The organism is Paenibacillus sp. FSL K6-2393 (genome assembly GCF_038002545.1).
Taxonomy (GTDB): Bacteria; Bacillota; Bacilli; order Paenibacillales; family Paenibacillaceae; genus Paenibacillus.
In genome coordinates this window covers 3861883-3874921 of sequence record NZ_JBBOCU010000001.1, presented here as the reverse complement: position 1 = coordinate 3874921, position 13039 = coordinate 3861883, and the positions used below count along the sequence as shown (strand labels likewise).

Genomic DNA, 13039 nt, shown 5'->3' with positions numbered 1-13039 from the left:
ACGTATGGTATAAAATGGAATCGGGTGCTGAACTGTCAATTCAGGTACCCATGTAACCAATCACGAAACTATGCTGAGAGGTGGGTTCCAAATGTATAAAGAAATGATACGCGTTGAGGACATCACGGGGTTTCAGTCCAGATCTGAAGAGTTTTTCCCACTTCACTGGTTTCGAAAAATGCTGTCCGAGCATCCTGTGTACTATCACGAAGATACAGACACCTGGAATGTGTTCAGATACGATGATGTGAAGCAGGTTCTGAGTAATCATGAGTATTTTTCAGCCGAAGGAACCCGGACAACCATTGCCGTTGGAGCAAAGAACAATGAAGGCACGCCTCCAGACAAATTAAACATATCAAGTATCGATCCTCCCCGTCATCAAAAAAGTCGTTCGTTGTTATCTGCTGCTTTTACACCGCGTAGTCTGAAGAACTGGGAGCCACGCATTCGCAACATTGCAGAGCAGCTGGTAGCCGATATTGAGCCAAATACGACCATTGATATTGTTCAAGCGTTGGCTGCTCCGCTGCCTTCGATGGTTATGGCTGATCTGCTCGGTATCCCTCTCACAGACAGTCATCGCTTCAAGAACTGGGTAGATATTCTGTTTCAACCTACCAATCCGAAGACTGCTGAAGAGAGTGAACTGAAAAAACAAACTGCAGCGCAAGAGTACTATCAATTCCTGTACCCCATTGTGGTACACAAACGGACCCATCCTGGTGAGGATATCATTACCGATCTGTTGAACGTTGATGTTGAGGGGGAGAAGTTCACGGAGGATGAGGTTGTTCGCACGACCATGCTTCTGCTTGGAGCCGGTATAGAGACAACAAGCCATATGGTTTCAAATACGTTCTATTCCTTCCTCTACGATGACCCGAGCTTGTATGGCCAACTCAGGCAGAACCCCGAATGGGTTCCGCTCGCAGTGGAAGAAATGCTTCGTTATCGGTTCCATAATGCCAAGCGACATCGGACAGTGAAGCAGGATAATCAACTGCTCGGAGTGGATTTGAAAAAAGGAGATGTTGTCATCTCCTGGATGAGTGCAGCCAATATGGATGAACAGATGTTTGAAGAGCCCTTTGAGCTGAATATTCATCGTCGTAATAACAAAAGACATCTTACCTTTGGTAATGGCCCACACTTTTGTCTAGGGGCCCCACTGGCAAGAATGGAACTCAGCATTGCCTTGACAGCATTTGTGGAGAAGATTGCTCGGATTGAACCGGTAGACTCCTTTGATTTGGAGAATAATCTGGCCACATCAGCTCCGGGGCAGTCGTTGACCCATCTGCCAGTGAAGATCGTTGCGAGTGAGAAGTAATCATACGGGATACAACCTAAAAAGCGGCAGATCAGACGTAAACGTCTTGATCTGCCGCTTTGTTATGCAAGCAAGTATGAAGCTGGACACCTTAATTTGAATTCATAGAAACTTTTTGTCTTACCACCTGTTTGATTTCTTCCTCTTTGGCTTGTTTGGTACGTTTGATAAAGAAGGAAAGAACCAATCCCACAACAGCGATACCGATGATAACAACATAAGCATCATTGATACCCTGGATCATGGATTCTGTAGCAAGCTGTTTTTGACTGAGACCATTGGCTGCACCAGTCGCTATCATATCCTGTACATGTGCAGTTGTACGGGAGGTCATGACACTTACGAGCAATGAAGTACCTACAGCGCCAGCCACTTGTCTGACGGTGTTGGAGATAGCAGTACCGTGTGCACCAAGTCTTGGTGGCAGTTGGTTAAGCCCCGCAGTCTGAATCGGCATCATGAGCAGAGCCATACCAATTCGGCGGCCGGTTGACATTAATACCAGGTAACCATAACTGGTTGAATCCGTTAAGTCGATGAAACCAATTGTCGTCACGATGGTGATCACCATCCCGATAACAGCCAGCCATTTTGCTCCAAATCGGTCAAACAATTTTCCGGCTACAGGCATCAGGAAGCCCATGACAAGAGCACCCGGAAGGAGTAATAATCCGGACTCCAGTGCAGTGTAACCACGTGCGTTCTGGAGATACAGGGGAAGCAACATCATGTCAGCATACATGATCATTGTAATCGCGATACTGATGACCGTGGTCAGGGAGAACATATTGTACTTGAAAGCCCGCAGATCAAGCAGCGGAGTTTCAGAAACGAGCTGACGCCAGGTAAACAGAGCAAGGGCAACAATTCCTGCCGCAATGCAGATTAGAACTTCTGCACTTGACCATCCCAGACTTCCTGCTCTGCTGAACCCGTAGAGCAATGCGCCAAATCCGATCGTGGACAGCACCACACTGATTGTGTCGAACTTTGTGTTGACCCGTTCGGATACATTCTTCAGGTATACAAACGCAAAGGCAATGACAATAAGAGTTAATGGAATCATGCCGTAGAACATCGTTTGCCAAGAGTAGTTCTCAAGGATATAACCGGCAAGGGTAGGCCCGATTGCAGGGGCAAAAATGATGGCAAAGCCAACCATACCCATCGCAGAACCTCGTTTTTCAGGGGCAAACAAGGTCAAAATAACGTGCATCAAGAGCGGCATGATAATGCCGGCACCCGCTGCCTGAATCATACGTCCTGTCAGCAGTGTGCCAAAGTTATTTGCAAGAGCGGATACGATGGTACCAATCAGGAAAATAAACATGGAAGCTTGGAATAATTGCTTGGTTGAAAAGCGTTGCATGAAGTAGGCCGTAATGGGGATCAGCACTCCGTTCACCAGCATGTAACCTGTCGTTAACCATTGTGCTGTTGCGGCGGAGATATTAAAATCACCCATCAGTTCCGGTGTAGCGACACTCATGATCGTTTGATTCAACGTTGCAAGGAAGGCTCCCAAAATCATGATAAACAGGATGGGGCCTTTCTTTACGGATAATTCTTCTTGTACTCTAGCCTGACTCAATCCTTTTCATCCTTTCAATCCACGCGTGACTAAATTTACAACGTGTTGTATAGTTTACATTGTATTTATTGAATTATATACATATTCGGACAGATTACAATTTACGTTATGACGTGTTTTCGTCGTTTATTTTACAAATAAAATGAATTTGTTGTGTAAATCAAAAATAAACGACTGATCGTTTAAAATTGTAATGTTTAAAATTTGATAGGAGGGATACACGTGAAAGACGAGAAGAAATCAGCCGTGGACCCAAGAATATTGCGAACACGTCAGTTAATTCGAGGTGCATTTGTTGAATTGCTGCAGGAAATGGATATTGAGAAGTTGTCAGTCAACAAAATTGCCGAACGAGCGACGATCAATCGGGTAACCTTCTACCTGCACTATCGTGATATTACGGATATGATGGAGAAGATGGCCGATGAGATGATCGAGCATATTGAACGGATCGTGGATGAATATGCTCCTCATTTTGAGAAACAAAGGACGGAAGAGGCTTGGCCTGTTTTGGTCAAGTTACTGGAGCATTTTGCAGAGAACGCCTCGTTTTATCAGGTGGTACTTGCTACAAAGCGCACACCGATTTTTACCGAACGACTGCTCAAATTGTTGAGTACGCTGGTCAAAGCCAAGATTGATCGGGTGGAGATGGAGGATGAACTGGAAGAGTCCGGCATTCACAAAGAAATCGCAATCTGGTACGGTTCTTCGGCCCTGATTGGTACCATTGTCGCCTGGCTGCGTAATGATATGCCTTATTCCCCGCATTTTCTGGCGAAACAATTCTCGTTGATTCGCTCGTACTCCTATAATGACCTGATATAATCAAAGTACAATCCGCTGACGGCAAACGGGGGGATATGACAGGGAAATTTCAGCCCATTTCACCTAATGTAATAGAGGAGGAATAATGTAATGAAATATAGTGCAGAACGTATCTATGTAAGATTTTGGAATGTGGAAGATGCCTCTTTGCTTCTGGATCTACAGATTCGTAACCGTACGGAAATCGAGAAAATCACAGCGAGTAATCGGGATGATTCTTTCTACAGCCTGGAAGGGCAAAGGTCACTTATTGAGAGCTGGAACAAGAAGAGAGAAGAAGGAAATCGCTATTCTTTTGGACTTTTTCTACATACAACGGATGAACTCGTCGGTGAAATTTCTTTGTTTGAGATCATATTGGATTCTACCCCAAAATGGATCGTTGGTTATGTGACGGATATTCTACATCAAGGAAAAGGGTATATGAGCGAAGCCCTGCAGTGTGTGCTGGAGTTTGCCAAACACGAAACTGAAATTACTCGAATCGAAGCTGGCGCTGTACCTGATAATACAGGCTCCATCCGTGTTCTTCAAAAAGCAGGATTCAAGGAGAATGGGTCACAGCCTGTGCCAATCCAGGGAATGTTGAAAGAACATACGATGTTTGCTGTGGACTTACTATAAGCACGATGTTTTACTATTTACTATAGAAGTTGAACTATATATTTAAACGTAACGGAGAGGACAGAAAAAAACTATGGCTACTATACTCGTTGCAGACGACGATGCGAACATTCGCGAACTCGTTTGTTTATTTCTAAAAAACGATGGATTCACAACGGTGGAAGCTGCCGACGGTAAGGAAGCTCTCACCGTGTATGGCGAAACTCCAGTGGATCTGGTTGTGCTTGATATTATGATGCCTGTTATGGACGGTTGGGCACTGTGCAAGGAACTCCGAAGAGCGAATCCCGACCTCCCGCTACTCATGTTGACCGCGAGAGGAGAGACTTGGGAGAAAGTGAAAGGATTCGAATTGGGGACGGATGATTATTTGACCAAACCGTTTGATCCATTGGAGCTTACCGCTCGTGTCCGAGCATTGCTGAAACGATACAAAATTGGCTCTACACACACAATCCATTTTGGCAACGTCATTCTGGATCGTCAGACGTATAAGGTGACAAGAGGTACGGAGTCGCTTACGTTACCACTTAAGGAGTTTGAATTATTGTATAAACTTGCTGGAACACCAGGACAAGTCTACACACGTGAGCAGTTGATTGATCAGATATGGGGAATTGACTACGCCGGAGATGATCGAACAATAGACGTACATATTAAGCGCCTTCGCGAACGATTCGCGACTACACCTGACTTTCGGATTGAAACGGTGCGTGGGCTAGGATACAGACTTGAGGTCCATGAATGATCCGATCCATATATATTCGTGTGGTCCTGACCTTTCTGGGGTCTGTCATCGCTGGTACGGTCATTTCATTTTTTGTGTCTACCTGGATATTTGAGGACAAATTGAACCAAAACGCTCAAATTAACTTGCGTAATTTTGGCCAAGACGTTGTGCAGATTTATAAGACCCTGCCTTTACGTGAAGCGGACTTGTATGTAAGTGGAATGAAGCAGCTCAATTCCTATCATATCCGAATTTACGAAGCTTCCGGTCAGTTCGAGTCTTACGGAAAACTTAACGGACATAAGTCTGCTGCTGTGACGAGTGAGCAACTAAAGAAAGTATTAGCTGGGGGCGTTGTTCAAGATACGAGGGATGGGATCGCTACGGTGATTTTAGGGTTGCCTTTGAAAACGGAGATGGGAACCAAAGCGATGTTTTTGGAAACACTCTCACCTCCCTCAGCCACGTTTGTGGTCAAGTGGGGCTTGATCTTTGCAATCAGTTCGTTGATGACAGGAAGTTTGTTAATCCTGGTTGCTTCTGTATATCTGGTGAGACCGATCAAGAAGTTGACCCAAGCAACCAAACGAATTGCAGCTGGAGATTTCAACGTCAAGTTGAACATTAAGCAAACGACTGAGATTGGTACGTTGGCTCGCAGCTTTGAAGAAATGATGCATGATCTGAAGCAGTTGGAGCAGATGCGCAGGGAATTTGTTACAAATGTTTCACACGAGGTTCAGTCTCCGCTCACCTCGATATCCGGTTACGCTTCGGCACTGAAGCAAGTAAACCTCTCAGAACAAGAGCGAAACCGTTACCTGGATATTATCATCTCTGAAGCGAAACGAATGTCCAAAATGAGCGATAGCCTGCTCAAGCTGAGTTTGCTTGAATCGCAGTCACAGCAACTAAGGCTCAATTCCTTAAGCCTTGATGAACAGATCCGGCGGGTCATTGTGGCACTTCAGCCGCAATGGTCTGCGCGCAACATTCATTTCGAGCTTGATTTGGAGAACGTGAAGGTAACGGCTGATCACGACCAGTTAAATCAGGTATGGACAAACATCATAGGAAATAGCATCAAGTTTTCCAAGGATGGCGGTATGATTAAAGTCCGTATCGAAGAGGATTTCAAAAATGTGACTGTTCGAATATCCGACACGGGCATTGGAATTCCCCTGGAAGACCAGAAGCGTATATTCGACCGCTTTTTCAAGGCAGATCGTTCCCACAGTCGTAAATACGACGGGAGTGGTATGGGACTAGCAATCGTTAAACAGATCGTATCGCTTCATCAGGGTGACATCGGAGTGGAAAGCGAACCTGGTCAAGGTACGACCTTTATTATCACGTTGCCCATCCATCCACCAACGGATAGTTAGGCTCACAGGATAGGTGAATGAATTAGAATATCCACGGAGTATTTAAACCGAATTTTTATGCCATGTGTAACATGCAAGCTTCCTTGTATGTTACTACATGGCATTTTTTTTGCTTGTTCATATTCCGTTCATATTAAGGTCATTGGGAGTACATCTTTGTTAGTTAGGCTTGAATTAGCGGCCTGTTAGGCCAATATACAGATGAGGATAGGAGCAGATGAATGTGAATCAACATGTAGAGAAAGAAGTACAGAGTAAAAGCAAAATAAAGAAAGTGTTAAACATCTTGTTTAAAGTGTTTGCCGCAATCGTTATCGTAATCCTACTTTTTGTAGCTACCGTGTATACCGTTAACAAAATCAGCAGTTATTCGGAGCAAAAAAGAATGGAACCATATGGTCAACATGTATCCGTAGACGGGAAAAATATGAATGTGTTTATTCAAGGCAAAGGCGAGGAAACGATTGTGCTTCTGCCGGGTTTTGGAACAGCGTCACCTGCACTTGATTTTAAGCCACTTATTTCAGAACTATCTCCCTATTATAAAGTCGTTGTGGTTGAACCTTTTGGTTATGGATTGAGTGATCAGACTGACAAGGAACGCAGCACAGCAAATATCGTCAGTGAAATCCACGAAGCGCTGCAAAGTCTACATATTGATCGGTATATCTTAATGGGTCATTCCATTTCAGGGCTCTATAGTCTGGACTATGTGAACAAATATGCAGATGAAGTAAGTGCATACGTTGGGCTGGACACCAGTGTTCCAGCGATTAGTGAACAGAAGGTTGAAGCATCAGAAATCGTACCGATTACATGGTACCGTAACTTGGGTTTCCCACGTTTGCAATTAAAAATGAGTGATGATCCATATGCTGGGCTACCGTATGATGAACAAACCAAAGAACAATTGAACATTTTGATACAAAAGAACATGTTTAATTCAACTCAATTAAACGAGATTGTAAGCATGTATTCCAACTTTAAAGCAGCTGAACAGCAAACGTTGCCTGTTAATCTCCCGGTTCTTTTCTTTGTTCAAAAGAATCATCCGGTAGCGGAGAATTGGGTTCCTGAACATGAGAAGTTAATAGAGAATTCTGTGCGTGGTGAAGTGATGCTACTCGAAGCAAATCATTATTTATACCGTTCCCATGCCAAAGAAATCGCTGAAAAATTCAGGAGTTTTATGACGCAGCAATAAATATTGATTGACTTATTCATATTCAGTTCATATTGACGTCACGGGGAGTACATTTTCATTGGATAAGATTTCATTAGCAGCAAAGAAGACAACCGAACAAACAGTTCAAGACAGGAGAAGATCAGAGTGACACTACCAGAAGGAAAAAAAGCCAAGAACAGAACCAGGCTCAAGAAGGTACGAAATATTATACTTAAAGTACTGGGCGCAATCTTAATTGCCATTATTCTATTTCTAGGTATTGTTTATATCACAAATGTGATTAGTAGTAATTCAGAGGCGAAAAAGATAGAGCCCTACGGTCAGCATGTATCTGTAGACGGGAAAAATATGAATGTGCTCATTCAAGGTGAAGGCAAGGAAACGATTGTGCTTCTGCCCGGTTATGGAACAGCAACACCAGCGCTTGATTTCAAGCTGCTTATTGATGAATTATCTCCATATTACAAAGTGGTTGCTGTTGAGCCATTCGGTTATGGATTAAGTGATGAAACTGAAAAAGAAAGAACCACAGAGAATATCGTAAGTGAAATTCATGAAGCTCTGCAACAACTTGATATTCATCAGTACATGCTTATGGGTCACTCTATTGCAGGCATTTACGGCATTGATTATGTGAACAAATATCCGGGTGAGGTGACTGCTTTTGTCGGTATCGACAGTAGTGTTTCCACCCAACCTAGTATTACAGATGCGAAGTTCCCATTAAAAACGTTTGCGCTTCTCAGAAATACAGGTCTCTTAAGATTAATGATGAAAGTAAATGCAGACCCCTATGAGGGACTGGCATTTGACGATCACACAGTTGAGCAGATGAAAATGATCTCAAATAAAAACATGTATAATCCCACGTCATTAAATGAGATGGATCATATTTATTCCAATTTCAAAGGTGCTCGAGGTTTAACCTTCCCTAAAGACCTTCCACTTCTTCTCTTTGTACAAGCAAATAATGAAGGTGTTGAAGGATGGATTCCGTTGCATGAAGGGCAGATCAAAGATTCAGTACATGGGAAAGTCATCACTATGGATGGTTCACATTATTTACATCATACTCAATTCAAAAAAATTGCTGAAGATGTAAGAGCATTTATGAACGAAGCAAAATAAATATGGTTTCGGCCGTTGCCGTGATGAAAGAGAGAGGAATTCAACATGAGATTATTTGAGATACTGTTAGTTCTATCCTGTTTTGCTTTACTCGTAGACCTACTATTTATTAAAAGAAGTGCAAAGAAAACAGGATTGGGTTTGGGGATAGGAAGTAGCGTTATACTCGTAGTTCAATTGTTAGTTGAGGGATACAGATGGCAGTTGCTTTTGGTATATATCATGACGGCTCTATTCATAATTATTGTTTTACTCAGACATTCCGAAAAGATGATGAATCTAAAAATAGGGAAGTTCTTGAAATATAGTTTATCTTCCCTGATTGTCATTCTGCTGGTTGCTTCTACTGCCTTGTCTGTATACTTACCTGTCTTTAATTTGCCGAAGCCGGATGGTCCAGAGAAAGTGGGAACTCAAACATTTCATTTAACGGACCAGAACAGAGACGAAAGCTTCACTGAAGATCAAAGCGATAAGAGGGAACTAATGGTTCAAGTTTGGTACCCTACTGAAAATAGGAATAATATCAAGCGTGACACGCTGTTTCCAAATAATAAAGAAATGTTCAAAAAGTATATTCAGAGCTTCTCTGCTTCTTTAAAAATGCCCGAATTTGTACTCGACTACTTGAAGTATAGTCACACCAACTCTTATGAAAATGTAGAAATATTACCTTCCACAAGTCCTTATCCCGTGGTAGTGCTATCTCATGGTATGGGAACCAGTAGAGTTCTACAAGCATCACAGGCGGAGAATCTGGCCAGTCATGGGTTTATCGTGGTCACCATCGATCATACGTATAGCACCTTTGCTACGCTTTTTCCAGATGGCCGTGTAACGGATTATAAAAAAAGTACGACTACACTAGATGAACGTACAAAAACAGGGAATATATGGACGAAAGACGTGGAGTTTGTAATCGATCAAATCGAAAAGCTGAATTCAGGTGCAATCGAAAGTCAGTTTAAAGGAAAGATCGATTTAGATAACATAGGCGCGATGGGGCATTCTTTTGGGGGTGCAACCGCGTTTAATGCAACGTATTTAGATCAGAGAATCAAGGCCGGGGTTAATATGGATGGGTCACTATATGAAGTGGAAAATAGAGATGATATAAACAAGCCGTTTATGTTCATCCGATCAGGAAGTTTTGAAGACTGGTTAGCCAATTTTGAAGTGGATAGAAATTCGGATGATGAAGTAACTAAATTTCTTTCAGATGAGCTGCACATTATGAAAAATGTTATCAATCATGGGGGAAATGTGATCTATGTAGAAGGAACCCAGCACTTCAATTTCACGGACCTTCAATTCTATTCGGAGCTGGTTAAACTGTCCGGGATCACAGGAGACATCAATGGTAAAAGAGGATCAAGCATCGTAAACGAATATGTACTCGATTTCTTTAACAAGCAACTGAAAGGTACCGGTGGAGATTTGATTCAGGGACCGAACGACTTGTATCCGGAGGTGAAATTTGTAGACCCAGAAGAGCTCTAATCAACCAAAACAAACATGTAAACTCAGGAGATGATGTGAATGGGACGACAAAAGGGAAAACGCACTTCAATCACCGCCTTAACGCTGGTGTTAACGATGTTAGCTCCAATGTCAGTCATGGCCGCACCAGCTACGAGTAACAACAGCGATCTGACGTATGAACCAACCAAGAAAATAGTAGCGGAGAAAGCGAAGATCCTTACCGAGACGTATGATACGACCAGTGTGCAATATGCATTAATCGATTGTGGCGAGATTGTGGTGTCCGGTCAGACAGGCAAGAACGATCTAAAGGACAAGGTGCCTCTGACGCCGGATACGATCTATGGCATAGGTTCAACTAGTAAAATGTTCCTCACAGCTTCTGTTATGAAGTTAGTTGACGAAGGCAAGATTGATTTGGATCTGCCTGTTGTGAACTATATACCGGATTTTCAGATGAAAGATCATCGCTACAAACAAATCACACCACGCATGCTGTTGAATCATTCTTCCGGTCTGCTGGGCAGCACTGGCAGCAATGCCACATTGTACGGGGATAATGATACGTACTCACATGATACGTTTCTCGAGCAATTGGCGAGTCAAAACCTGAAGGCAGATCCCGGCGCATTCTCCGTGTATAGTAACGATGGGTTTACGTTATCCGAGATTATGGTTGAACGTGTTAGCGGCATGAGTTTTACAACTTTTATACATCAATATTTTACGGAACCTTTGGACATGAAACATACCAAAACACCACAGGATGTGGTTGACCCGGCAGCAATGGCAGGAATCTATTCTCCTTTGGTTGAGGGTCAGCTTCCACAAGAGAATTATAATGTCATCGCTACTGGAGGCATTTATTCCACCGCTGAAGATCTTGTGAAGTTTTCACAAATCTTCACGGGAGAGGTCCAAGACATTCTTTCCAGTAAGTCAGTCGAAGCCATGCCGCAAGAAGAATACAAAAGAGGCATGTGGCCGGAGGGTGGCGACACGTCTATATCTTACGGGCTAGGGTGGGATAGTGTAAATCTGTACCCATTCAGTGAATACGGCATCAAAGCAGTAACCAAAGGTGGAGATACCATATCTTATCACTCATCATTAATCGTATTGCCGGAATACAATCTGGCTGCAGCCGTTACTTCATCTGGTGGGACAAGTGCCAAAGATCAGTTCATTGCGAGTGAATTATTGCTCAGCGCACTTGAGGAAAAGGGGATTATTACAGAACGGAAGCCGGAAAAATCATTTGGCGTGCCAGTGAAGGCCGATATGCCTGAAGAAATATCTACGTATGCTGGTATATATGGTGCCAATAATTCGGTTAAGAAGATCGAAATGAATCATGCTGGACAACTGACTGTATCCACACTCACAGCTCCAAGTAATCCGGCTCAAACATACACCTATACAGCGGATGGTACTTTTGTTAACGATGAAGGCACGGAAAAGTTGAAATTTGTTAAGGAGAAGAATGGAAGGACTTATCTGTGGTCTCGATCTTTTGTATCCTTGCCAGGACTTGGTCAGTTGGCTTTCTCAGAATATAAAGCGGAGAAGCTGGAAGTCAATGAATTATCCCAGGATATTACGGCCTCATGGGGGCAGCGTGAAGGTAAAAAATATTACCTGGTGAATGAGAAATACACATCAACGGTTTATCTCAATTCAGCACCAATTCTCCCGATTCATTTGGACAAAGAGACCCCGGGGTATATATCCAACACTAAGATTATTGGAGCAAACGAAGCAGTCACGGAGCTTCAAATCCCTGGCATGGCTGGACGTGATACAAAGGAGATTTATTTTGCTGAAAAGAACGGAGTAGAGTACATTACAGCGGTTGGTAGCATATACGCCAGTGAGGAAATGGTACAACCACTCTATTCGGGTAAACAATCTCTAGCAACGATTCAAGCAGATGGATATGCCAGATGGTTTTCGATACCAGCAACGGTGAAAGGAAAAGTCATGACGGTTAAAATGCCTGCAACTGGCGGCTTTGCCGTATATGATCAGAAGGGTATATGTATTAATCACACCGTAGTCAGCGGTCAGAATGAGGTTGTTTTACCAGAAAACGGCCGCATTGTATTTGCAGGTGACGTGGATTCCACATTTGAAATTTCATTGAAATAGTAACAATAGATTTGGTGCAGTGAAAGATGATGATTTTCGTAGGAGTAAAAATAGTGAAAAACAAAAGAAGTCGCGAAATCGCGGCTTTTTTCTGTTGAGGAGATGGTGAACATACAAGTGTAGTTACTTTATTGGAAAATTTAGGTTGACACCCCTTATTATCACGTATACAATCGTATACATGAATACGTTGTATACATATGTATACACGTAATGGGGGTGGCACAAATGAGAGATCGTCCTATCGAAGAGATGGATGGAAGTGTACGTCAAGGTGAACGTCCGAAACGTGATGTGAGTGACAATGAGCAACGTGGAGAGCGTTCCAGACGTGGCAGAGGACATGGTGAACATCAGGGGAAACGGGGCCATGGAGCGCAAACATTCCGTCGCGGCCGGATTCTTGTATTTCTGGAACAAATGCAGAATCGAAGAACAACGCTCGCCAGACAACTTGGTCAGGAGGAGTATGAACATATTCGCCCGATGATCAGTGGGGAGTTGAAAGCTATTGATCAGGTCATCGACGAGTATATCCATCTTTTCGAGCTGCAAAATGAAGATGTAAGTCCCAATAAGGATCTGGAGAGTGAGAGTGAATAAG

The 13039-nt window shown here is 43.1% G+C and carries 11 protein-coding genes; 10 read left to right on the top strand and 1 reads right to left on the bottom strand.

The window, feature by feature from the left end; genetic code table 11:
* The first annotated feature begins 91 nt into the window (after window positions 1-91).
* On the top strand, window positions 92-1333 hold the full coding sequence (locus MHI14_RS17060; RefSeq protein ID WP_341130854.1) for a cytochrome P450: 1242 nt from the start codon (window positions 92-94) through the stop codon (window positions 1331-1333).
* 91 nt (window positions 1334-1424) lie between these two features.
* On the opposite strand, the gene MHI14_RS17055 is transcribed toward MHI14_RS17060, so the two are convergent.
* Window positions 1425-2864 carry a DHA2 family efflux MFS transporter permease subunit gene (locus tag MHI14_RS17055; protein WP_341131718.1) on the bottom strand — a complete coding sequence of 480 codons (1440 nt, stop codon included), beginning with the start codon at window positions 2862-2864 and terminating at the stop codon, window positions 1425-1427.
* A 282-nt stretch (window positions 2865-3146) separates the two neighbouring features.
* Here MHI14_RS17055 and MHI14_RS17050 point away from each other — a divergent pair, with 282 nt between their 5' ends.
* From MHI14_RS17050 to MHI14_RS17010, 9 genes are all read left to right on the top strand, one after another.
* Window positions 3147-3752, top strand: coding sequence for a TetR/AcrR family transcriptional regulator (locus tag MHI14_RS17050; RefSeq protein WP_062834267.1), 606 nt, complete (start codon window positions 3147-3149; stop codon window positions 3750-3752).
* A 90-nt stretch (window positions 3753-3842) separates the two neighbouring features.
* Window positions 3843-4376, top strand: a complete 534-nt coding sequence (locus MHI14_RS17045; protein ID WP_339309335.1) for a GNAT family N-acetyltransferase — start codon at window positions 3843-3845, stop codon at window positions 4374-4376.
* A 73-nt stretch (window positions 4377-4449) separates the two neighbouring features.
* Window positions 4450-5124, top strand: coding sequence for a response regulator transcription factor (locus MHI14_RS17040; protein WP_249910796.1), 675 nt, complete (start codon window positions 4450-4452; stop codon window positions 5122-5124).
* On the top strand, window positions 5121-6491 hold the full coding sequence (locus MHI14_RS17035) for a sensor histidine kinase (RefSeq protein WP_091030833.1): 1371 nt from the start codon (window positions 5121-5123) through the stop codon (window positions 6489-6491). The genes MHI14_RS17040 and MHI14_RS17035 overlap by 4 nt, the downstream gene beginning before the upstream one ends.
* A gap of 217 nt (window positions 6492-6708) precedes the next feature.
* Window positions 6709-7695, top strand: coding sequence for an alpha/beta hydrolase (locus tag MHI14_RS17030; RefSeq protein ID WP_091030831.1), 987 nt, complete (start codon window positions 6709-6711; stop codon window positions 7693-7695).
* Between the two features lie 126 nt (window positions 7696-7821).
* Complete coding sequence (locus MHI14_RS17025; protein ID WP_091030829.1) at window positions 7822-8805, top strand: alpha/beta hydrolase; 984 nt, start codon at window positions 7822-7824, stop codon at window positions 8803-8805.
* A gap of 45 nt (window positions 8806-8850) precedes the next feature.
* Window positions 8851-10305, top strand: coding sequence for an alpha/beta hydrolase family protein (locus tag MHI14_RS17020; RefSeq protein ID WP_341130853.1), 1455 nt, complete (start codon window positions 8851-8853; stop codon window positions 10303-10305).
* Between the two features lie 39 nt (window positions 10306-10344).
* On the top strand, window positions 10345-12435 hold the full coding sequence (locus MHI14_RS17015; protein ID WP_341130852.1) for a serine hydrolase domain-containing protein: 2091 nt from the start codon (window positions 10345-10347) through the stop codon (window positions 12433-12435).
* 228 nt (window positions 12436-12663) lie between these two features.
* Window positions 12664-13038 (top strand): hypothetical protein, encoded by a 375-nt coding sequence (locus tag MHI14_RS17010; protein WP_341130851.1) that lies wholly within the window; start codon window positions 12664-12666, stop codon window positions 13036-13038.
* The last annotated feature ends 1 nt before the right edge of the window (window position 13039 follow it).